At 63.6% G+C, this 22981-nt stretch carries 18 protein-coding genes; 10 read left to right on the top strand and 8 right to left on the bottom strand.

All coding sequences use genetic code 11. From position 1 onward, the window contains the following. Position 1 precedes the first annotated feature (1 nt). Positions 2–520 (top strand): gamma carbonic anhydrase family protein, encoded by a 519-nt coding sequence (locus AB4Y77_RS06130; RefSeq protein ID WP_442013304.1) that lies wholly within the window; start codon positions 2–4, stop codon positions 518–520. A gap of 76 nt (positions 521–596) precedes the next feature. Here AB4Y77_RS06130 and AB4Y77_RS06125 read toward each other — a convergent pair whose 3' ends face one another. Continuing rightward, positions 597–2294 (bottom strand): flavin monoamine oxidase family protein, encoded by a 1698-nt coding sequence (locus AB4Y77_RS06125; RefSeq protein ID WP_311213089.1) that lies wholly within the window; start codon positions 2292–2294, stop codon positions 597–599. Continuing rightward, positions 2291–3721 (bottom strand): amino acid permease, encoded by a 1431-nt coding sequence (locus AB4Y77_RS06120; RefSeq protein ID WP_442013449.1) that lies wholly within the window; start codon positions 3719–3721, stop codon positions 2291–2293. Before AB4Y77_RS06120 ends, AB4Y77_RS06125 begins: the two co-directional genes overlap by 4 nt. Before the next feature lie 194 nt (positions 3722–3915). On the opposite strand from AB4Y77_RS06120, the gene alr reads away from it, so the two are divergent. Together alr and AB4Y77_RS06110 are read left to right on the top strand one after the other, a co-directional pair. Next, positions 3916–5163, top strand: coding sequence for an alanine racemase (gene alr / locus AB4Y77_RS06115; protein ID WP_442013303.1), 1248 nt, complete (start codon positions 3916–3918; stop codon positions 5161–5163). After that, complete coding sequence (locus AB4Y77_RS06110; RefSeq protein ID WP_442013302.1) at positions 5153–6763, top strand: PucR family transcriptional regulator; 1611 nt, start codon at positions 5153–5155, stop codon at positions 6761–6763. The genes alr and AB4Y77_RS06110 overlap by 11 nt, the downstream gene beginning before the upstream one ends. On the opposite strand, the gene AB4Y77_RS06105 is transcribed toward AB4Y77_RS06110, so the two are convergent. Next, complete coding sequence (locus AB4Y77_RS06105) at positions 6760–7623, bottom strand: carbon-nitrogen hydrolase family protein (protein ID WP_442013301.1); 864 nt, start codon at positions 7621–7623, stop codon at positions 6760–6762. The two genes, AB4Y77_RS06110 and AB4Y77_RS06105, sit on opposite strands and share 4 nt — an antisense overlap. A gap of 310 nt (positions 7624–7933) precedes the next feature. On the opposite strand from AB4Y77_RS06105, the gene AB4Y77_RS06100 reads away from it, so the two are divergent. From AB4Y77_RS06100 to AB4Y77_RS06085, 4 genes are all read left to right on the top strand, one after another. Further along, positions 7934–9124: an ROK family transcriptional regulator gene (locus tag AB4Y77_RS06100; protein WP_442013300.1), complete on the top strand. Its 1191-nt coding sequence runs from the start codon at positions 7934–7936 to the stop codon at positions 9122–9124. 129 nt (positions 9125–9253) lie between these two features. Next, the gene (gene mmsA / locus AB4Y77_RS06095; protein ID WP_442013299.1) at positions 9254–10810 is read left to right on the top strand and encodes a multiple monosaccharide ABC transporter ATP-binding protein; all 1557 of its coding nucleotides are present in this window, start codon (positions 9254–9256) and stop codon (positions 10808–10810) included. Positions 10811–10854: 44 nt separating this feature from the next. Continuing rightward, the gene (gene mmsB / locus AB4Y77_RS06090; RefSeq protein WP_442013298.1) at positions 10855–12123 is read left to right on the top strand and encodes a multiple monosaccharide ABC transporter permease; all 1269 of its coding nucleotides are present in this window, start codon (positions 10855–10857) and stop codon (positions 12121–12123) included. Positions 12124–12177: 54 nt separating this feature from the next. After that, entirely contained in the window at positions 12178–13275 is a 1098-nt protein-coding gene (locus AB4Y77_RS06085) for a substrate-binding domain-containing protein (protein ID WP_311213081.1), read from the top strand. Between the two features lie 93 nt (positions 13276–13368). On the opposite strand, the gene AB4Y77_RS06080 is transcribed toward AB4Y77_RS06085, so the two are convergent. Next, complete coding sequence (locus AB4Y77_RS06080) at positions 13369–14859, bottom strand: pectate lyase family protein (protein WP_442013297.1); 1491 nt, start codon at positions 14857–14859, stop codon at positions 13369–13371. Between the two features lie 297 nt (positions 14860–15156). Between AB4Y77_RS06080 and AB4Y77_RS06075 the strand changes: the two genes are divergently transcribed. Together AB4Y77_RS06075 and AB4Y77_RS06070 are read left to right on the top strand one after the other, a co-directional pair. Further along, entirely contained in the window at positions 15157–16617 is a 1461-nt protein-coding gene (locus AB4Y77_RS06075) for an ABC transporter permease (protein WP_442013296.1), read from the top strand. A gap of 2 nt (positions 16618–16619) precedes the next feature. Further along, the gene (locus AB4Y77_RS06070; RefSeq protein ID WP_024820032.1) at positions 16620–17312 is read left to right on the top strand and encodes an ABC transporter ATP-binding protein; all 693 of its coding nucleotides are present in this window, start codon (positions 16620–16622) and stop codon (positions 17310–17312) included. Here the strand turns inward: AB4Y77_RS06070 and AB4Y77_RS06065 are convergent. Genes AB4Y77_RS06065 through AB4Y77_RS06055 form a run of 3 tightly spaced genes read right to left on the bottom strand, consistent with a single transcriptional unit; the run spans position 17290 to position 20334 of the window. Next, a complete protein-coding gene (locus AB4Y77_RS06065; protein ID WP_442013295.1) occupies positions 17290–18471 on the bottom strand; it encodes an ABC transporter permease in 1182 nt (393 codons plus the stop codon). The two genes, AB4Y77_RS06070 and AB4Y77_RS06065, sit on opposite strands and share 23 nt — an antisense overlap. Then, on the bottom strand, positions 18468–19232 hold the full coding sequence (locus tag AB4Y77_RS06060) for an ABC transporter ATP-binding protein (protein ID WP_442013294.1): 765 nt from the start codon (positions 19230–19232) through the stop codon (positions 18468–18470). Before AB4Y77_RS06060 ends, AB4Y77_RS06065 begins: the two co-directional genes overlap by 4 nt. Positions 19233–19236: 4 nt before the next feature. Beyond that, the gene (locus AB4Y77_RS06055) at positions 19237–20334 is read right to left on the bottom strand and encodes a hypothetical protein (RefSeq protein WP_442013293.1); all 1098 of its coding nucleotides are present in this window, start codon (positions 20332–20334) and stop codon (positions 19237–19239) included. Between the two features lie 1053 nt (positions 20335–21387). Here AB4Y77_RS06055 and AB4Y77_RS06050 point away from each other — a divergent pair. Next, entirely contained in the window at positions 21388–22458 is a 1071-nt protein-coding gene (locus AB4Y77_RS06050; protein ID WP_442013292.1) for a Gfo/Idh/MocA family protein, read from the top strand. Positions 22459–22534: 76 nt separating this feature from the next. Here the strand turns inward: AB4Y77_RS06050 and AB4Y77_RS06045 are convergent, their stop codons facing one another. Then, positions 22535–22975, bottom strand: a complete 441-nt coding sequence (locus AB4Y77_RS06045) for a DoxX family protein (protein ID WP_442013291.1) — start codon at positions 22973–22975, stop codon at positions 22535–22537. Positions 22976–22981: the final 6 nt, after the last annotated feature.

The raw sequence follows: 22981 nt of genomic DNA, 5'->3' as shown, positions 1-22981 counted from the left end.
CATGGCTCCCTCTTACGCGTTCGCCGGGGACACCCCGGCCATCCATGAATCCGCCTTCGTGGCACCCACTGCATCCATCATCGGCAAGGCCACGTTGGCCCAGGACTCCAGCGCCTTCTACGGCGTATCCGTCCGCGCGGACACGGCTCCGATCAGCGTCGGCGCGGGTTCGAACCTCCAAGACAACGTAGTCCTCCACGCCGACCCCGGTTTCCCCTGCACTGTGGGCGAGCGCGTGTCCGTGGGGCACAGCGCAGTAGTCCACGGGTGCACTGTGGAGGACGACTGCCTGATCGGCATGAGCGCAACCATCCTCAACGGCGCGGTGATCGGTACGGGCTCACTCATCGCCGCGGGCGCCGTGGTGTTGGAAGGCACGGTCATTCCCCCACGCTCCCTGGTGGCTGGCGTGCCCGCGAAGGTCCGCCGTGAACTCACCGATGAGGAGTTTGAGGGTGTGAAGCACAACGCCGCGCACTACAAGGAACTCGCGGCGGCGCACCGGGACATGCACGCTTAACGCCGAATGCGGGGCCCGCTCTGCATCCACACCCGATGGGTTTGGGACGCAGTGCGGGCCCCGCAACGTACAGAACTTAGTCCAGACTGATCGGGCCGAGCTCGTCCAGGAGGTCGCCCGGGCCCGGGTTTCCGGCAGCGGACGCGCCACCCAGATGGTTCACCACACCCCAGACAGCGTTGAGGCCAGTGGTCACGGCGCCCTCGGCCCAGCCTGCGGTGAAGGACACGTCGTCTCCGGCCAAGAAGATGCCGCGCTGGTGCTCCGGCAACTGATCCTGTTTGAAGTGGGTGAACAGTCGCTGCTGGTACCGGTAGTGCCCCGGCAAGTTGGCCTTGAACGCACCCATGAAGTTGGGGTCGGCTTCCCAGGACACGGTGATCGGCTGCCCCACGATGTGGCTGGCAATATCCACACCCGGGTAGATCTGCTGTAGCGAGTGCAGCATCAGCTTCACGCGCTCGTCGGCACTGAGGGCCAGCCATTTCAGGGCGTCGTCATTCCATGTGTAGGACAGGAGCATGACAGCAGGCTTGTCCGGCCCGTCGTCGAGCAAGTACGTTGCCCGGTTGAGGCGGTCGGTGAGCGTCATGGACAGGACCTCGCGGCCCGTTTCGGGATCGATGTCCTTCCAGAATGGACGGTCCACCATCACGAAGGTCTTGGATGACTGCATGTAGTGCGAACGCTCGATCGCGGTCCAGAGCCCTGCCGGGAACAACGCTTCCTCAGTGTGGATGCGCGTGGACAGCAGCCATGACTGGCAGGTGGTCACCACGGCCTGGTAGGTGGCTTCACGTCCCCAGCTTTCGCGGACCAGCAGGTCGCCGTTCCCTGCGCGGCGGATGTTGTCCACGGCTCCGCGCGGGGAACCGCTGTGCAGGGATGCCAGCGAGGTGCCTTGGGGCCAGTAAGTAAGGTTCGACGGCGCGTGGTTCCAGAGTGCCTCGGGGAGCCTTTGCGCTCCTCCCGCAATGGAGCGGTGCTGATCATCCGCGTCCGTGTAGACCACGCGGAGGATTTCGAGGATGGAGTTGGGGAAGTCCGTGTCCCAACCGCCGGTGCCGAAGCCCACTTGGCCGAACGCCTCGCGGTGCGCGAAGCCGGCTTCCTTGAAGGACTTGCTGGCAGCGATGAAGCCGTAGAAGGTCTGCTCGTCGAGTTCCGGGAGGAGCGCGTTCCAGAGTTCCTTGATCCGCTTGGTGTCCCGGGCCTTGATGGCTTCCTGCATCTCCGCGAACGCTGCGCCGTCGTTGACTGCGGCCTTCCACGCATCGGCTACTTCAAGGAAGAACTCCGGCAGCTCGTCAGCAGTGGTGGCGTAGTGCTTCTTGCCCGCGAGCTCGATCACTGTGCTCGAGGTGGCCGGCGCCATGGGGTTGGGGAATTCGTTGGTGTCCAGGCCAAGCAGGTCCACGTAGTGGTAGAACGCCTTGCCTGAGACCGGGAAGCGCATGCCGCCAAGGTCCGCCACCACGCCGGGCGCGGACGGGAAGCTCGCCGTCCTAAGGCGCCCACCGATCTGGTCGGCCTCGTAAATGACCGGCTTGAGGCCAAGCTTCATCAGCTCGTAGGCGGTGACGAGCCCGGACAGGCCCGCGCCGATGATGGCGACTTCCGTGCCGTAGAGCTCCTCGGGAACGGAGCCCAGTCCGTCCGGGTGTGCCAGGTAGTGGTCGTAGCTGAACGGAAAGTCCGGGTTCAGCATGGTGATGGGGGCTCCAGCAGGCGCGCCTGGTTCTTCGATAACAGGGAGTTCGGTGGCGATGGTCATGAGTTTGCTGCTTTCACAGATTCCGGGCTCACGGCCCTGGCGGTCAGTTCACGGTAGTCCTGCTCGCTGAGCTCGGCTACCTTGGAGTTCCGGCGTCCATAGCCGAGGTAAATGGCGATGCCTACCAGCATCCAGACACCAAACGTGATCCAGGTGTCGGCGCCCAGGTTGAGCATCAGGTAGGCACACATCAGCGTGCCCAGGATGGGAGTGATCGGGTAGAGCGGGACCCGGAAGCTCCGCTTCAGGTCGGGGCGGTTGCGCCGCAGGTAGATGACCGCAACGTTGACCAGGGCAAAGGCAAAGAGTGTGCCGATGCTGGTGGCGTCCGCCAGTGCTCCGAGTGGAACCAAGCCCGCGGTAAGGGCGACGGCGGTCCCGATGATCAGCGTTCCGGCCACCGGAGTGCCGGTGCGGCGGGAGACGCGGCCAAAGACTTTGGGCACCATGCCATCGCGGGACATGGAAAGCATGATGCGGGTCTGGCCGTACAGAACGGTCAGCACGATGCTTGCGATGGCCAGCACAGCACCGATGGAGAAGACCAAAGCAATCCACGGCTGGCCCGTGATCTCGTGCAGGATCTGCACCAGCGCAGCTTCGGTACCGTCGAACCAGTCCCAGGGACGGGCACCGATGGCTGCGACGGCAACCAGAACGTAGATACTGGTGACGATCACCATGGAGAGCATGATGGCCCGGGGCAGGTCACGCTTGGGGTTCTTGGCTTCCTCGCCTGCTGTGGAGGCCGCGTCAAAACCGATGTAAGAGAAGAAGACGCTCGACGCGGCAGCAGAAACACCGGCGGCACCCATCGGCAGCAGCGGCTCGAAATTGCCTGCGTTGAAGGCGGTGAAGGCCACAGCGCAGAAGAAGATCAGGATGCCCACCTTGATGATGACAATCGCCGTGTTGATCCATGCGCTCTCGCGGGCTCCGCGGACCAGCAGGACCATGGCCAGGACCACTATCACCAAGGCCGGCACGTTCACCAGGCCGCCATCCCCCGGCGGCTGGCTCATGGCATCCGGCAGGACTTGGCCGAAGGCAGCCAAGGTCTCGTTCACGTACTGCCCGGCGCCAACAGCAACGGCCGCCACTGAGACGGCGTATTCCAGCACCAGGCACCAGCCACAAATCCACGCCATGCCCTCGCCCATGGTGGCGTAGGAGTACGAGTAACTGGAGCCGGCCACCGGAACCAGCCCGGCCATTTCGGCGTAGGACACTGCGGAGAGCAGCGCAGCCATACCGGCAATGACGAACGAGATCCAGATGGCCGGCCCTGCCAGTGGCACTGATTCGCCAAGGATCACCAGGATGCCGGTGCCAAGAGTGGCTCCCACGCTGATCATGGTCAGCTGGAGCACGCCGAAGCTGCGGACCAACTGGTTTCCGCCCTCGCCGCTTCCGGCTTCGCTGACCATCTGGCCGATCGGCTTGCGGCGCAAAAGTTGCGCGCCCAGGCTTGGCCTCACGACGCTCACCTCCGCTGGGTTTTTGGTGTTCACAGGCACAGTCACCCTTGACGTCCCTTCAAAGTAGTTTCGATTTCCCCGCCACAAGACTGGCATGTGAGCCACCTCTCACCGCGGTGCAAAATGACCTATAGTGTTCAACCATGAGACGTAATGCACACTATCAAGGAGCTGCTCCGGCCGCCCTGTCCGGACAGGTCACCGTCGACCTGTCCGCGATTTCAGACAATGTCACAGCACTGAAAAAGCGCACCGAGGCGCCGTACTTCATGGCCGTAGTGAAGGGGAATGCTTACGGACATGGCCTGGTGGAAGTGGCCCGCACCGCAGTAGAGGCGGGGGCGGATTGGCTGGGAACCGCCCAGCTCACCGAGGCCATCGCGCTCCGCCAAGCAGGCATCACGGTCCCCATCCTTTCGTGGTTGTATCTGGCATCCCAGACAAGCTCCACCATTCTTCAGGCGCTGGAAAACGACATCGACGTTTCCCTCGGAAGCGTCACGCAGCTCGAGGTTCTGGCTGGTATCGCAGACCGCGTTGGCCGTCCCGCCGTCGTCCATCTTGAACTGGACAGCGGCCTGAGCCGCGGCGGTGCACGCAAGGAAGATTGGGCGGAACTCGTCACCGCCGCCCGCAAGGCCGAACTGGACGGCACCCTCCGCGTCCGGGGGCTTTGGACCCATCTGGCCTGGGCCGATGTGCCCGCCCACCCGGGCAACGCCACCGCCGTCGCGGAGTTCGAGGACGCTGTACGGGAAGCCCGTGACGCAGGCCTGAACCCCGAGCTCCGGCATGTTTCCAGCTCGGCGAACATCCTGGACCGGCCCGAATTCCACTTCGACATGGTCCGCGCGGGGCTCGCCATCTACGGCCTGGCACCCGCCGATCACCTGAACCCGGCGGACTTCGGCCTGCGCCCGGCGCTCAGCGTGACGGCACCCCTGGTCATGGTCAAAAAAGTCCCGGCCGGGACCGGTGTCAGCTACGAACACCAGGCCATCACCTACGAGCCGCGCTACCTCGGGCTCATTCCGCTCGGTTACGCAGACGGCATTCCCAAGGGCATCAGCGGCCGATCCGTGGTGAACATCGCGGGCCGCACCGTGCCGGTGATCGGCAAGGTCTGCATGGACCAGTTCATGGTGGACCTCGGCCCGGATGCGTCGGGAATCGACGTCGGAGACACCGCGGTGTTGTTCGGCGGCCCTGAGTCCGGGGCGGCGAGCGCCGACGACTGGGGTGCTGCGATCGGCAGCCATGGGGACGAGATCATCAACAGGATCGCGCCCCGCCTGCCGCGTGCCTACGCCGGCGGTGCCGACCGGGACAGCGCCTACGAGTGCCCCGACTACCAGGAGCCGGCCGCCGCCGGGCAGGGCAATGTCGCCTGAGCCCGCCACCGCCCGCCTGAGTTTCGTCACGCTCGAACAGTTCGTGGAGCAGCTGCCGCCGGAACTGAAAATGCTTCACGACGGCGGCAGCGGCACCTCGTTGCTGCGGTGGGTGGAACCGAGTGAGCTGGAGGACCCCACCCCGTACCTGCCCGAGGGTGAGTTCCTCCTCACCGCTGGGCTGCCTTTCCTGGGGAAGGGCGGCTCGGCGGCCAAGGTGGATGCCTACGTCCAGCGACTGGTGGACGCGAAAGTGGCGGCGCTGGGGTTCGGCATCAGGCCCTACTTCGACGGCGTGCCGGATGTGCTGCTGAACGCTTGCCGCAAGCACAACCTCACGTTGTTCGAGGTCCCGGAATCCGTGCCGTTCGCAGCGATTGGCCTGGAATTCTCCCAGCTGCTGGAGACGGACAATGCGCGGGTCTTCCGCCAACTTGCCGAGACCAACCGCCAACTCATGCGGGCAGTCCTCTCCCCCAGGCCCGAACACGAACTACTGGCGGCGCTGGTGCAGCGGGTGCCGGTGTGGGCCGTGCTGGTGGGGGCCGACGGACGGGTCCGGGCGCGCAGGCACAATACCGGCGGCAGCACCGGCGTCGAACATTCATTGCTGTCACCCATGCTGGAGCGGCTGCTGTCCGGCAGCGGGCCGCGCGTTGAGATGGACGGCTTCGAACAACCCGGTTCGGCGCTGGTGTTTGGGCATCCGCTGCGGAGCACCAAGGATGCGAACCTGGGGGCGTTGATCCTCGGCTCGGATGCACCGCTGACGCCTGCGCAGAACAACGTGGTGCAGTCCGCTGTGGGCTTGTTGGAACTGCTGGTGCGACAAAGGACCAGTGGGTCCTTGGCCCCCAGCCAACTGGCCACGGCGGTGCTGCTGCACCCGGACTCGTTGACGTCCGGCCCCACCAAGCATGTCAACGGCCTGAAGGACCTGCTGGCCCAGAGTCTGTCCTCCACCAGATCCGGGCAGATGCGCGTGGTGCAAGGCGTCCGGGTGGATGGCGCTGCTGACGATGGGCCTGTCCGTGAACTGCTGCAATGGCGGAGGCTCTTCGACACCAAGCTCGTGGAGATCACGGAGTATGGTTTCGCGGCGATTACCCGGTTGAAGGTGGACGACGCGTTGCTGGCCGACGTCGAGAAACTGGGATGGCGCCTGGTGGTGGGCGAACCGACCGAGCTCACTGGACTCGCCGCCGCGTACCAGCGGGCCACGTCCCTGCGCAGCCGCGTGGTCACCACCGGCAAGAGCGCCCGGGTGGATGAAGTGACGTGGTCGGTTGCCGGGTTGCTGGGGCGCGAAGCCGGAACCATGCTGGCGGAGCGTCTCCTCGCGCCCGTGCTCTCACTCGAACCGGACCGGCGCGATCCGTTGCTGGCAGTCCTGCGTGGCTGGCTCAGCGAGAACGGCAGCTGGGACGGCTCGGCAAAACTCCTCGGACTGCACCGGAACAGTGTGCGGCGGCAGATCGGCGTGCTCGGCGAACTGCTGGACATGGACCTCAACCATGCCCAGGTGCGTGCCGAGTTGTGGTTTGCGTTGCAGTACGTGGAGGAATTGATCGGGCCGGGGTCAGACGGGATCGTCGCCTAGTTGCGCTGGTCCCACTGTTTGTAGAGTTCCGGCCGGCGTTCGCGCAGGTACGGGACTTCCTCCCGCGCCGCTTTCACCGTGTCCGTGCCGACCTCCGCGAACAGCAATGTTGGGGACTCCCCCGCAGCAGCGAGCAACGATCCGTCCGGACCGGCGACGACGCTGCCACCCAGGAAGTTGTACACATCCTCGTGCCCGCTGTGGTTGGCGTAGGCCACGTTGAGTTGGCTCTCCAGAGCCCGGGCTCGGATCAGGACCTGCGGAACGTTGTCGAACCCGGCGGAAAGGGCTGTTGGCACCAGCAGCAGTTCAGCGCCACGGGTTGCTGCTGCCCGCACGGCTTCCGGGAACTCGACGTCGTAGCAGATCAGCATCGAGGTGCGGATACCGTTGAAATCCACGACGGCGGGAGGTTCTTGGGCGGCGACGAACGCCTTGTGCTCCTCCGCACCGAAGAGGTGCACTTTGGCGTAGTTGAGGATCTCGGCGCCTGCGGCGTCCAGCAAAGTAGCCGTGATGTGCCAGCCGCTCCCGGCGGCAGCCGGCTGCGCGCCGTCGTCGTGCGCTGCCTGGTGCTGTTGGTGCCCGATCCCCTGCTGGCTGAGGGCCGGAAGGCTGTACACCAGGCCAATGCTGTGCCGGCGGGCGATGTCGGCCAGGCGTTCCCGGATGCCGGGAAGCGTGGCTGGATCCAATTCGGCATGCAAGCGCAGTGGCGCGTAGCCAACGGGGAACAGCTCCGGAGTGAGCAGCAAGCCTGCTCCTGCCTGGGCGGCGCGCTGGGCGGCGTCGTCGATCGTTCGGAGATTGGCGTCGACGTCCATGACGGAAGCGTTCGCCTGCAGGACGGAGAGCAGCATCTTTACCACCTAGGGTTTCGCCTGGTCGCGGCGCACACGGGTGCCCGGACGTTTCTTGGTTCCAGCGTAGGCGCGGGACCTGTCCATGGGGTGGGGCATTTGGACCCGCACGCCGCCAAAGCGGGACGCATTGCCCGCAACTCTCCCGTTGTGGGGCCCGCTCTGCGCCCCACAACGTGGTTGTGGAACGCTTAGCGGGCCTCACAAGGGGTACGTATCCCATGATCTTGCGTTGGAGTATGTAGCAGTGAGTTGACTCCTTGTGTTCACTTCTTGACTACAAGGTTGTTTGTGGGGCAATCTTCTTGTCATGCCCGCTACGCAGCGCTCAACGAAGAGCCATCCAAGAAAACCTGGCTCGCAGTCCGCACTGCGCCACCTGAATCAGCAGCGCATCATCGAGTGCCTGCTGAGCGGTCCTTCCACGCAAGCTGAGCTCTCGCGGCAGACCGGGCTGTCTACGGCAACGATTTCGAACATCGTGAAAATCATGCAGGACGCGGGCCTCGTTTCCACCGAGCCCACCACCAGTTCCGGTCGCCGCGCAACCAACGTCAGACTGAACAGCAACGGTGCGGTGGCCGTCGGCATCGACTTCGGACGCCGCCACCTGCGCGTAGTCCTCGCTTCACTGGGCTACCACGTCATTGCCGAGGATTACATCGAGTTGCCGTTGGGCCATCAGGCAGAAGAAGGCATCGCCGCGGCTGTCCTGCTGCTGGAGAAACTGCTCCGCGAATACGGCATCGACCGCACTGCCGTAGTGGGCGCGGGCGCGGGCATTCCCGGCCCGATCGACCGCCGTTCCGGCACAGTGGCACAAGGGGCAATCCTCCCGGAATGGGTGGGCATCGATATCCTCCACCGACTGGAGGAGGCGCTGAACTGCCCCGTATTTGTTGATAACGACGCCAACCTCGGCGCGTTGTCCGAAGTGACATGGGGGCCCCACAGCGGCGTCTCCAACCTGATGTTCCTCAAGATCGGCTCGGGCATCGGCGCGGGCTTGATTCTCAACGGCTTCCCCTACTACGGCAACGTTGGCATCACGGGTGAAATAGGCCATGCGACCATCCACGAGCACGGCCTGGTGTGCCGCTGCGGGAACAGGGGTTGCCTCGAAACGATAGCGTCCACCACCACCATGATCGAGCTGTTGGGCCGCGGCCAGGAGACCCTGCTGACACCTCAGGACATTGTCCGCAACTGCCTCTCCGGCGACTCCGCAACACAGCGGGTGGTGGACGACGCCGGACTGGCGGTAGGACGCGCTTTGGGCAACGTCTCCAACCTCATCAACCCGGAAGTGATCGTGGTGGGCGGCCCTCTGGCGGGCCTCGGCGACCTCTTGCTGGACCCCATCCGCAGGGGCCTGGTGCGGCATGCCGTGCCAGTGGTGGGCGAGACAACCCACCTCGCAATGTCGTCCCTCGGGGCGCGGGCAGAGGCCTTGGGAGCCGCCGCTTTGGTGTTCCAACACGCGGGCATTACCGGTAGGTAACGAAATCGTTAGCTGGATCATGCGTTCAAGTCTTGACGACAAGACGGGTGATCCAGTTTACTTTTTCATCAGACAGCCTCGCCATTGCGGGGCCGACAACGAAGTCATGCATTGGAGGCGTAAGGGCTGATGACATCCCTCGACACGCAAGGTGATCCCATCCTTTTGGAGATGCGCTCGATCACGAAGGAATTCCCCGGCGTGAAGGCCTTGTCGAACGTGAGCCTGCGTGTAATGGCCGGCGAAATCCACGCAATCTGCGGGGAAAACGGTGCCGGCAAGTCCACGCTCATGAAGGTTCTTTCCGGCGTTTACGGGTACGGAAGCTACACGGGCGACATCGTGTACCAAGCCGAAACCCAGCAGTTCAAGGACATCCGCGCCAGTGAAGCGGCCGGCATCGTGATCATTCACCAGGAACTGGCGCTGATCCCGGAACTGTCCATCATGGAGAACATCTTCCTCGGCAACGAACCCACCAAGTGGGGCGTGATCGACTGGGCCGAGGCCCGCAAGCGCTCCCTCGAACTCCTGGCCCGCGTTGGCCTCCGCGAGGATCCCGATACCCCCATCAAGGAAATCGGCGTCGGCAAGCAGCAGCTGGTGGAAATCGCCAAGGCACTGAACAAGTCCGTGAAGCTCCTGATCCTGGACGAGCCCACGGCAGCTCTGAACGAATCCGACTCCCAGCACCTCTTGGACCTGATCCTGGGCCTCAAGGGCAAGGGCATCACCTCGATCATCATTTCCCACAAGCTCAATGAGATCGAACAGATTGCGGACGAGATCACCATCATCCGTGACGGCAAGTCCATCGAGACCTTGAACGTCAAGCGTGATGGCGTAGACGAGGACCGGATTATCAAGGGCATGGTGGGCCGGACGCTTGAGTCCCGCTTCCCGGACCACGAGCCGACGATCGGTGAAGTTTTCTTCGAGGTCAAGGACTGGACCGTGGGCCACCCCCAGATCCAGGATCGCCTGATCTGCAAGGGCTCCAACTTCTATGTACGCCGCGGCGAAATTGTCGGTTTCGCAGGACTCATGGGCGCCGGACGCACAGAGCTGGCCCGTTCCCTCTTTGGACACTCTTACGGCCGATTCATCAAAGGTCAGGTCTACAAGGACGGCAAGCAGGTCAACCTCCGCAGCGTCAAGCAAGCGATCGACGCCGGACTCGGTTACGTCACTGAGGACCGCAAATCCCTGGGCCTGAACCTGCTGGACGACATCAAGACCACCACGGTGTCGGCGGCGCTGAACAAGATCAGCAGCTACTCCGTGGTGGATACCCGCAAGGAATTCTCCGTTGCCGAGGAGTACCGGAAGTCTTTGCGGACCAAGACCCCGTCGGTTGAAGAAGGCGTAGCCAAGCTCTCCGGTGGCAACCAGCAAAAAGTGGTGCTGGCCAAATGGATGTTCACCGATCCGGACCTCCTGATCCTGGACGAACCCACCCGCGGAATCGACGTCGGTGCCAAGTACGAGATCTACGGCATCATCCAGAAGCTCGCGAACCAGGGCAAGGGAGTGATTGTCATTTCCTCGGAGCTCCCGGAGCTTCTGGGCCTGTCCGACCGCATCTACACCATTTTTGAAGGCGCCATCACCGGCGTCCTGGACAAGAACGAAGCAAGCCAGGAAAGCCTCATGAAGCTCATGACTTCCGCCCGCAAAACCGCCTGACCGTTGGCCCAGCCTCGCCCCTTCCTGACACAAGGACCAAAACAATGAACGCGCTCAAGAAGCTATTTGGTGGCAATACCCGCCAGTTTGGCATGATCTTCGCCCTGGTGGCACTTATCGTCTTCTTCCAGATCTTCACCGAGGGCCGCACGCTGACCCCCGGCAACGTGATCAACCTGTTCAACGGCAACTCCTACATCCTGATCCTGGCCATCGGCATGGTCCTGGTCATCATCGCCGGACACATTGACCTTTCCGTTGGGTCCGTGGCCGCCTTCGTGGGCGTTTTCGTAGCCCTGGCAATGCGTGACTGGGGCTTCCCCTGGTGGGCCGGCGTGCTCTTCGGACTGGTCCTGGGAGCCGTGATCGGCGCCTGGCAAGGGTTCTGGGTGGCGTATGTGGGCATACCTGCCTTCATCGTGACCCTGGCAGGCATGCTCCTGTTCCGAGGCTTCAACCAGTTTGTTGGCAAGTCCAACACCATCCCCGTCCCCAAAGAGTTCCAGTTCCTCGGTTCCGGCTACCTGCCGGAGGTTGGCCCGGATACAGGCTTCAACAACCTCACGGTACTGCTCGGCCTGGTGGCCGTAGCCTTCGTGGTCATCATGTCCCTGCGTGCCCGCGCTACCGCCAAGGCACTTGGCGCCGACGTTCCCGAACTCTGGGTCGAGGTCACCAAACTGGTCCTGATCTGCGGCGCCATCCTCTACGCCACGTACCTCTTCGCCACGGGCCGCCCCGGCACTTCCTTTCCCATCCCCGGCCTGATCCTCGCCGTCCTGGTCCTCATTTATGGTTTCATCGCAGACAAGACCGTCCTGGGCCGCCACGTCTACGCCGTGGGTGGCAACCGCCACGCAGCTGAATTGTCCGGTGTGCAGTCCAAGAAGGTCAACTTCCTGGTCATGATGAACATGTCCGTCCTTGCCGGCCTGGCAGGCATGATCTTCGTTGGACGTTCCACCGCATCCGGCCCGTTCGACGGTGTCGGTTGGGAACTGGACGCCATTGCGGCCGTCTTCATCGGTGGCGCAGCAGTCACCGGTGGTGTTGGCACCGTGATCGGCTCAATCGTTGGTGGCCTGGTCATGGCCGTCCTCAACAACGGCCTCCAGCTGTTGGGCGTTGGCGCCGACCTTACCCAGATCATCAAGGGCCTGGTGCTCCTGGCAGCAGTCGCCTTCGATGTCTACAACAAGTCGCAGGGCAAGCGTTCCATTACCGGACTGCTGATGAAGAACTTCCAGCGCAACAACGAGATCAAGCCCGACGAAACCACATCCACCAAAGAGGTCATCTCCAAGGAAGCGTAATCCGCGTCCTGACAGACTCGCTCCACCCCACCCACACAGAAAGTGAACCAAGATATGCGAATGTTTGGTAAAGCAGGAAAGGCAGCAGCAGTCGCTGCCATCGCGGCACTGGCGCTGACAGCCTGCGGCCGCTCTGACAGCGGCTCAAGCACCAGCACGGCAGGCGGGGAAGCGTTCCCCAAGGACTCGCTGATCGGCGTCGCACTTCCGCAGAAGACCAGTGAAAACTGGGTCCTCGCGGAGAAGCTGTTCAACGACGGCCTCACCAGCGCCGGCTTCAAGCCGGACGTACAGTTCGCCAACGGCGGCGTGTCCGAGCAGCAGAACCAGATCAGTGCCATGGTCACCAAGGGTGCCAAGGTCATCATTGTGGGAGCCATCGACGGCGCCCAGCTGGGTACGCAGCTCCAGCAGGCCAAGGAATCCGGCGCGACCATCATCGCCTACGACCGCCTGCTCCTGAACACCGAGAACGTGGACTACTACGTGGCCTACGACAACTTCAAGGTGGGTGAACTGCAGGGCCAGGCCCTGTTGGACGGTATGAAGGCCAAGAAGGCTTCCGGCCCGTACAACATCGAACTGTTCGCAGGCTCCCCGGATGATGCCAACGCAAAGGTCTTCTTCGACGGCGCCATGAGCGTCCTGAAGCCGAAGATCGACGACGGCACCCTCAAGGTAGTCTCCGGCCAGACCTCGTTCGAGCAGGCTGTGACCCAGGGCTGGAAGGCAGAAAACGCCCAGCGTCGCGCTGACACGCTGCTTACCGGCAGCTACGGCACCGCTTCCCTGGACGGCGTCCTGTCCCCGAACGACACCCTGGCCCGCGCAGTACTGACGTCCGTCAAGGCCGCCGGCAAGCCGCTCCCGGTTGTCACCGGCCAGGACTCCGAAGTTGAGTCTGTGAAGTCGATCATCGCCGGCGAGCAGTACTCCACCATCAACAAGGACACCCGCAAGCTCGTTGAGCACGCCATCACCATGGTGAAGGACCTCCAGGCCGGTAAGGAACTGGAAATCAACGACAAGGACTCCTACAAGAACGGCGTCAAGACCGTCCCGGCTTACCTCCTCCCGCCGCAGATCGTTACGGCAGAGAACGTCAAGACGGCTTACGTCGACGATCCGGTACTCGGCCCGATCACCAAGTAATTGGTCACCAAGTAACACCTTTTACAAGCAAGCCCCGGTCCGCCAGCAGGCGGGCCGGGGCTTTCGCTTTGCCGCTTTGAACCGCGCCGTCTGCTACTTCCCCTCGCGGACCTTGATCACCCCGGGGCCTGAGAAGTTGAGCACGGCGTTCCGGACTGCTGCTGGCGATTTCAGCGTCTTGTATCCGTAGACGTCCGAGGGTGACCACCCGACGTCGGACGTGAAGTCACGATTGGCCCACTCAGGCACCGCGGTCCCTGACTCAGCTGCGGCCGCGATCGCTTCAGCTTTCCGCTTCGCGAAGGAACCTTCAGCGACGGCGTTCAGGTCAACGGACTCGCCATTGAACCAGGACCCCGTGTCGCTGAACATGTTGCCGTTGTAGCTGCTTACTGTGATGGATTTGTCCGCATCGGCGCCGTCGTAGTCGAAGGCGTTGTATTCGGAAAAGATCCTTGAGTCATACCCCGCTCCCAAGAAATAGCTGGTTCCGCCCTGAGCTTCGCTGATCATGGGGTAATCCGGGTCATCGACGCTGCCCACGAAGTAGTTGTTAAGGACGTGAACCTGCCCAAATCGGACGCGGGGTCCTCGTTGCTGCGTGTTCTCGAACAGGTTGGAGATGAAGCTGACGCGCAGTTTCCCGCCGTCCTTGTCCACGTGCTCATCACCGGAGCCCAGGAGGCTGGTCTTGTCATGGTCGCGGAGCTGGCTGTTGGAAATGGTGACGAAGTCCGTACCGTCCTTCAGGTCCAGGAGGCCGTCGTGCCGGATCACGGGTTCGTTTTTGAAGTCCTTCGGCGCTTCGCTGTCGGGGTAGCGTCCGTCGGTCAGGAGGACGTGGTCAATCCAGATGTGGTCGGACGTCACGGCAGACAGGCAGTCAAAGCGGGCGTTCCAGGCGCCGTCCCCGTCGTCCGGTGACCAGGTGGTGAACCAGTCCACGGGTGATTCGATGCTGAGGTTCCGGATGACCACGTTGCTCGCGACATGCATGATCACGTTTGCGCCCACCAGTCCCGCAGCATCGTCCAACCCCAGCAACGTGGTGTTGCTCGGGAGGTTTACCTCAATCTGCCGCTTCATGGCATTACTTCCCTGCTGGCGTAACTGCCGCATCTGCTTGCAATAAGGGAAAGCTTGATCGCTCCAGGTCTTGCCGTTGTCCAGGAAGCAGCTCATGTACTTCTGGATGTCGTAGCCAGGCGCGTAGTCCTGCTCTCCCATGACCGAGCCGTCGGCAGCCTCATTGCCGTTGATGGTTCCCCTGACGTAGATGATTTTCGGTGCCTTGGGGTCTCCGTTGTTCAACGTTGCCGCTTTCAGCTCGGCCAACGTGCTGACCACGTGAATGTTTCCCGGCGGGGCGTCGGAACCACCATTGGTCCCCGGCCCTACCGATGCCCAGCCCGTGGGAGCGGAGTCGTGGACTGAGACTGTGGGGGAACCGTGCACAGTGACCGGCTCGGCCTGACTGGCAGGAGCCGTCGCCAGCGAAACTGCAAGGGTGATGCCGAGGATGGTGGACACTGCCGCGAGGTGTAATGGTTTGGTGCGCGGATTTTGTGGTGCTGTGGACGTCATTGGCCTGTTTTCCGGCATGCCAAAGAGAGCACATGCCTTGTAGGGATGGGCAATTCGACTAGCTGAGGAACCTTGCCCCACCGGCGAGAAAGCGCTTTCTCCGGGGCTTTCCTATTATGCCTGTGCCGCTCGCCACGCTGTCAAGGGTTGTTCGGAAGACGTACCCGCCGCTTTGCCGCAACATTTCACAGCCCACGCATAGCTTCGGCAGGCTTGCCGCACAGCAGCGCTCAGCAAGGTAGGAGTTGCAGCCCGCGTTCAGCGGGCCGAACAAACCTGCAGGTCAAGAGGAGAAACGTGAGCGTCCTTGCCCGAAGCGTAGGCAATGCCTTCCGCAATAAAATCAGAACGGCGGCCGTTGTCGCCGTCCTGGCCGTAGCCATCGGCCTGGCACTGGCCATGCTCGTGGCCAATCAAGCAGTGGGCGCCAAGGTCCAGGAGCTCAACGCCTCCGTGGGCACCACCCTGACAGTGAATCCGGCAGGCGGCCAAGGCTTTGAGGGCGGCGGCGAACCACTGACGACGGCGGAGGCTGAGACTGCGGCTTCGGTGGCCAACGTGACGGCGGTAGTGGGGACCAAGGCTTTGCGTCTTCAGACATCCACCACGGCAACCACCGGTTCAACTACGGGCACAACCCAGCAGGCCGGACCCGGGGGTGGATTCGGTCCCGGCGGGCAGCAGGCGACAGTCAGTACCAACCTGACGGCCGCCGTCGACGCCGGTACGCTGGGCAACCGCAACGGCTCCGCGGGAACAACCGGCGCCACCGGCACCACCACCCAGCCTGCACGCACGCTCCCGATCACGGCGACGGGCATCGGCGCCGAGGTGGACAGCACCGGCAAGGCCTTGGACATCACCAGCGGCACAGGCCTGGGCGACTACACCACTGCCGATGCCAAGGCCTTGGTGGGCGCGTCACTGGCTGAAAAGAACAGCCTGACAGCCGGCTCAACCTTCACCATCCAGGAAAAGACCTTCACCGTGGCGGGCATCTTCGATGCCGGAACCACCTTCGGCAACAACGCCGTCTACGTGACCCTCCCGGAAGCCCAGACGCTGGCCGAAACCCCTGACGAACTCTCCAGCATGATCGTCACGGTCAACAGCATGGAGAACGTGGACAGCACCAAAACTGCCGTCCAGGACGCACTGGGCACGGACAAGGCCGACGTCACCCAGGGCCAGCGCAACCTCGAAACAGCTGTCAGCTCACTGGACAGCGTCAAGAACATTTCCCTAATCGCCTTCATCGCGGCTTTGGCCACCGCCGGAATCATCATCCTGCTCATCATGGTCATGCTGGTCCGCGAGCGCCGCCGTGAGATCGGCGTCCTGAAAGCCATTGGCGCCCGCAACCGTACCATCGGCCTGCAGTTCGTCCTGGAGTCGCTGGTCCTGGTAGCCCTTGGCAGTGTGGTGGGCGCCGTGATTGCTTCGCTGGCCAGCGGCGGCATCGCCTCCACCCTCATCAGCTCGAACACCACCACGACGGCGGCCACCACCACCCAGCGCGGTGGCGGACTCGCTGGGGCCATGCCCAACGGCGCGGTCCCGGGTGGCGGTATGGGCGGTGGCCAGGGTGTTCCCTTCGGCGGTGCCTCACAGTTACTGACCTCTGTCACCGCGAGCGTCTCCCCCGGTGTCCTCGCTGCAGGCATCGCAGCGGTGTTCGCGGTGGCCATCATCGGCGCGCTGGTCCCGGCCTTGCTGACCGCCCGTATCCGTCCCATCGAAGTACTCCGAGGAGAATAGCCGTGATCGTAGTCAAGGACCTGGTCCGTCAGTTCAAGTCCGGTGACCGGACCATCAAGCCGGTCAATGGCGTGAGCTTCGAGCTCGAAAAGGGTTCGCTGGCATCCATCGTGGGCAAGAGCGGCAGCGGCAAAAGCACGCTGTTGTCCCTCTTGGGTGCGCTGGACAAGCCCACCTCAGGGGACGTCGTCGTGGATGGCGTCAGCCTGGCGGGACTCCCGGACGGCAAGCTGACCGAGTACCGTCGCCGGGACATCGGCTTCGTGTTCCAGCAGTTCAACCTGATTCCCAACCTCAGCGCCGTGGACAACGTCATGCTGCCCATGGAGTTCGCCGGGGTCCGGAAGGCGGCCCGACTGCAGCGCGCCAAGGAGTTGCTGGAACAGGTGCAATTGGATCCGGAGAAACACTCACGCAGGACCAACCGGCTGTCCGGCGGCGAGCAGCAGCGCGTGGCGATCGCCCGTGCGCTGGCCAACGAGCCCAAGCTGATCCTCGCTGATGAGCCCACCGGCAACCTGGACGAGCAAACTGGTGAGCACATCATCGAGCTGCTCAGCTCACTGAGCCGCGACCACAACACCACCATCCTGGTGGTCACGCATGACCGCAGCCTGGCCCAGAAGACCGAACGCTGCTTCCGGCTTCAGCAGGGCCGGCTCACCGAGGAGGTCAGAACCGGATCGCGTCGATGACCTTGACGCGCACCGCCACGAGCGCGGGGATGGCTCCGGCGATTGCGCCAACAAGGACTGCCGCACCGAATCCCAAGAACGCGGCGTCGATGGGGAATGCCGGGTATTCGGTGAGCCCCGGGGCCACCTTCGACTCGATCCACGGGTGCTTGACTACCGCGACTGCCAGCATGACGCCCGCCAGGCCGGCGACCGCGGTGGCCACCACGGATTCCATCATGACGCCCACGAAGATCCGGCCGGAGGTAGCCCCGAAGCTTCGACGGATGCCGATTTCCCGGACCCGGTAGCGGACGGTGACCATGGAGATGTTGAGCATTCCCACGGCGCCAAGCAGCAGGACCAGCCCGGCTACTCCACCCACCACCAGCTGCACGGGAGCCAAAGGGTCACCCCAAGCGGCGTAATCCATGCGGTCTGCCTGGGCGTAGTAGCCGGGGAACTGCCCTTGGAGATCGGCAGTAATCGCTCCCTTGAGGGCCTCGGCCTGCTCCTCGCCTACCCACATTTTGAACTGAGACATCTGGGACTGCATCCCAGTCATCGCAGCCCCCTCGGACAGGATGAACGCGGCAGGCGGGGTGTCCGGGTAGGAATCAGGCACGACGCCGATGATCACCGCCGTGGCCGGCTGGTCACCCGGGATCCTCACCGTGGGATTGGCGGACAGGTTGGGCCGGCCGGCTTGGTTGTAGAAAGCTTCGGAAACCACGACGGCGGGCGCAAGCCTTTGGCCGTCGTCGGCCGCGAACCAGCTGCCCTGCTGGAGCGGGACCCGGTGGATGATGCCGTAGCCGACGTCCACGATGGTGACGTTCACGCCGGTCACACCGCGCGGAAATTGAAAGCCTGCCTGGGTTTGGCCCACATGCGTTGACGTGGTGATGCCGTAGCGCTGCTGGATCCCTTGATAGGCCTTTTCGAGCTTCGCTGGATCCGGCGGGGTGGGTCCGCCGACGTTCAAGGAGAGCGTCGCTACCCGGCCGCCGTTTCGTTCAGATTGATATTTGTAGCCTTCGCGGGCCAGATCTCCGACGCCCACCACGGAGGTCAGCGCGGCCACTGACAAGGCCACTCCAAGGAGAGCCAAGAGAATCCGGACTTTGTTGATCCGAAGTTCCTGCCACGCTTCGACGATGGTGGAAATCACACCGGTCATGCGCTGACTCCCGCCGCTGCAGGCACTGATAGTGGGCTGAGCACGCCCGAGTCCAATCGGTAGCAGGCACGGGCCAGTGCGGCCACGTTGGTGTCGTGGGTGATGGTGACCAAGGCCGCTGCGGTTTCCGTCGCGACGGTGTCCAACAAGGCCATGACGGACTGGCCTGTCTCGACGTCAAGTGCTCCGGTTGGTTCATCGGCCAGGATCAGCCTGGGCCTGCGGACCAGGGCCCGGGCGATGGCCACACGCTGTTGTTCACCGCCGGAGAGCATGTTGGGCATGGTGGTGGCGCGGGCGGCAAGGCCAACCCGGTCCAGCATGTCCATGGCGATCTCGCGGCGGCGCCAGAACTCCTTGCCCTTGGCATAGAACAATGGCGTGATCACGTTGTCCAAGGCGCTGCGTCCGGGCAACAAGTTGAACTGCTGGAAAACGAAACCCACGGTGGAACCACGGAGGCGGGCACGGGCATTGTTGCCCAGCCGGTCCGCGGGTTGGCCAAGGAACTCCAACTCCCCCGATGTCGGAACATCGAGCAAGCCCAGCAAATTCAGGAGCGTGGACTTGCCGCAACCCGAACGGCCTACGATTGCCGTGTGATCGCCGCTGTACACCTCAAGGTCGATGCCCTTGAGGATGTGCAACCGCTGGTCATCGGGAAGCGTGACGGAGCGGGTCACCGAGCGGAGGCTGACCAGCGTTTCCTTGGAAGTTTCCTTCTGCGGTTCCTTGGGTGTTTCCTCGCGTGAGTCTTCCATGGCCCTAGCCTGCCGGGGCGTAGGCGATCTGGCCCGGCCCCATCATGGGGTTCGGGGCAGCCGGTGCACCGGGAACGAATTCCAGGACCTGTTCACCTTCGGCCAGCCCGGAGGTCACTTCAACCACGGAGCCATCATTGAGGCCCAACTGGACGGTGCGCTGCTCAGGAGCCGCCCCTGCCCCGCCCGGTCCGGCAATCCAGACGATCCCGTCCTTGACGCTGCCCTTCACCGAGGTCAAAGGAACCGTCACCACGTCAGGGGCCACTCCGGCGCTGACCGTCATGGTGGCTCCGAGGCCCGCGAAGACCTGCTGGTCCGCAGGGATCGCGCAGCTCAACGTACCTGTGGGATTGCCGCCTTCTTCAGGCTGGCTCCCGCCGGCCCCGGGACCCGGGATCGCTGCGCCCACGCCCATGCCGGCACCTCCGCCGGTGGCGGCCAAACCACCCGAGGCGCCGCCGCCGTCGTCGGACGCGTTGTTCTTAAGCGTCACTTCGGCGCACTGGAACGGCGCCGGTCCACCCACCAAAGCGATCTCCGCGGGGCCGGGCTTGCCGAGCAGACGGTACTGCTGGGCGGCCGTCACCGAGCCGGCCACCGTGTAGGTTCCGGGATCGATCTTGCCCACTGCCTCGCCCACGGTGACCTGCTGGTCAATAAGCGTTGACAAGGACTGCAGGGTTCCAGCGCTGGGAGCGGGGATGTCGAAGTAGTCGTAGACAGGCTTGGCTGTGGTGGGGGTCCCGTCCTTGGAAACTTGCGGGGCCTGGACTGCACGCTCGGCCTTCACCTGGAAGAGGGCATCGCCCTTGGCCACCGTGGCACCTTGGTCCACGAAGATCTTGATGACCTTGCCCGCGGAAGTGCTGCGGATGGTATCGGCGGCGTTGCTCTGGACGGCGCCCTTGATCTCCACGGTGTTGGTGACGGTGGCGCGGGTGGCGGGGACCACCGGGATATCCACCTGGGCCAACGGCGCCGGCTCGGATCCTGTCGCTTCAAGACCATCCACAAAGGCGATCTTGACTAATGCCACCGCGATTATCGCGAAAACCAACAACCAGGCAACCGGCAAAATGACGCGCCGAAAAGTACCCATCCCTGCTCCATTTCGGTAACTCCCCACAGAACCTCTGCGAGGGATGATGGGCTAAGCCTAAGCGAGGAAAATCTTCGGTCCGGACATTCGTGTGACTTGACAGAATGCTAAGTGTGCCGGGAAATCAGAAATAAGCGTTTGGATCCGCAAGCGCCGAAAGAGCTCCCACCACCGCCACGGTGAGCGGGACGGCGCACAATACGATGAGAGGCCACCAAAATGACAGGGGGCGGGGGCCGCGGTGCGCGCTACGCGACATCATGAGGCACGGTAGGAAGAACGGCAGAAAAAAGACGCCGAATGCCAGCACCGCCATCAGGAGTTCGCCTTCAGAACATCCGGATCCCAAGGTGTCCTGTGTGCATTCCATCCGCGATGGGTAGAATCCCAACGCAAATCCGAGGAATGCAGCAGCGGGCACGGAAACAATGGCACCGATCAGCGAGACCACTATTAAGGCAATTCGCGGGCCCGCTGAAGGCCTTACAATTTTCGTTTCCATACTCCCCCAACAACTGCATTTCCCAGCCGAGGCTACCAGCATGACCGGAACGGCTGCGCACCGTGTGGGCGGGCGCACCCGTACCCGCCCGGCGCTCCCCTCGTTCCCTGCGGCTGCACCCGTACCCGCCGGGCGCACCAGAGGTTACCGGAGCGAGCGGCGTAAAAGGGTGCGGCACCATACCCACTCAAAACCCCGCACGCTTCGGGGCCGGCCCCGCCCTCGTTGGGAACGGCGCACCCGTACCCGCCGGGCGCTCCCCTCGTTCCCTGCGGACGCACCCGTACCCGCCGGGCGCACCAGAGGTTACCGGAGCGAGCGGCGTAAAAGGGTGCGGCACCATGCCCACTCAAAACCCCGCACGCCTCAGGGCCGGCCCCGCCCTCGTTCCCTGCGGACGCACCCGTACCCGCCGGGCGCTCACCTCGTTCCCTGCGGGCGCACCCTTACCCGCCCGGCGCACCAGAGGTTACCGGAGCGAGCGGCGTAAAAGGGTGCGGCACCGTGTTCTCGCAGAGGCAACGCTTGCCCGGAATGAGAGGATGTCAGTCATGACCCTCCCTATCGCCAAACCGTGGCTGTCCTCCCAACCCAACCAGGATCCCCGGGCAGCTACCGGCCGGCGCTTGAAGTGGGGTGTCGTGTCTACAGGCAACATTGCCAACAGTGTCTCAAAGGACCTGGCCCTGCTGGACGACGCAGAACTCTACGCTGTTAGCTCCAGGACGCAGGCCGCCGCTGATGCCTTCGCGCACACGCTGGGGTTCGCCAAAGGATACGGGGACGACGGCGGTGTTCCCGGCTACCAGCGGCTGTTCGACGATCCCGCAGTGGACGTAGTCTATGTGGCCACTCCGCATGCCCAGCACTTCCAGATCGCATCGGCCGCGTTGCGTGCCGGCAAGCACGTACTTTGCGAGAAGGCGCTCACCATCAACGCCCGCGAAGCCTCTGAGCTGGTGAAACTGGCCCGGGACAACAAGGTGTTCTTCATGGAGGCCGTCTGGAGCCGCTTCCTTCCGAGTATGCAGCGGGCCTTCGCGATCGCCGCATCCGGGGAGCTCGGAGAAATCCAGTGGGTCAGCGCAGATCTTGGCTTCCCGGCGCCCTACGACCCTTCGGCGCGCATCTGGGCCCTCAATGATGGTGGTGGCGCACTCCTGGACATCACCGTTTACCCGCTGCTTTGGGCCTTGGGCACGCTGGGATTCCCCCAGTCGGTGACGGCGATCGGCACGCTGAACGAAGACGGCGTGGACACGCAGAACGCACTGACGCTGGGGTATGCCAACGGTGCCCAGGCGCAGCTGACCTCTTCCCTCATGGCGCACGGGCCACGGACCGCCACCGTTGCTGGCGGGCTTGGGTTCCTGCAGACCGTTGGGTCCGTCAACAATCCGCGCGAATTGATGATCCGGGTTGGTTGGGACGAGCCGCGCCACGAGCGCTTCGATGTGGTGGGCATTGGCTACACCTACGAACTCCGTGAGGTAACGCGTTGCGTCCAGCAGGGCCTCACCGAAAGTCCGGTCATGCCGCTGGAAGACTCCATCAACGTCATGCGCCTCTTCGACGGCGTGCGCTCCCAGCTGGGGATCAGGTACCCGAACGACGCACGGTGAGGTCCCCGGTGGTGAGCTGTTCCCGGCGGCGGGTGCCGCCGTCGTAAGTTAACTCAGTCGCGTTAACTTCAACGGACTAACGCCGCGTTCCGGTTGATTGCCGGGCCAGCTTGCGGTCCAAGGACAAAGCTCCGGGCCCCAGGAAGATGAACGCCACCGAGATGGCCGCGTAGATGATCAGGAGCTCGGCGGTCACCCCTGCCCTGTCCGTGAGCAGGGGCTTGCCCGCTTCAGTCACGAACCAGATGCCCGCGAACATGATCGCCGCGAGGAACCCGGCCACTCGGGTCAGGGCTCCGAGGACCAGCAGCAGGCCAAGTCCCAACTCACCGGCGATCACCAGCCACGCCACGATCTCCGGCTTCTGCACGCCCATGGCGGCAACCGACGCAGCAAAGGCAGCGTGCCCGGCCATGAGCTTCTGGAAGCCGTGCACCATGATGAGTGCGCCAAACACCACGCGCAGGATGGTGACGCCACGGGCGGAGGACTTGGGAGAGGGGTGAAGGAATTTCACCCGTCC

The sequence above is a fragment of the Paenarthrobacter sp. YAF11_1 genome, from assembly GCF_052113445.1.
Lineage (GTDB): Bacteria > Actinomycetota > Actinomycetes > Actinomycetales > Micrococcaceae > Arthrobacter.
The sequence above is the reverse complement of the archived record's forward strand: the minus strand, read 5'-3'. Positions and strand labels throughout refer to the sequence as shown.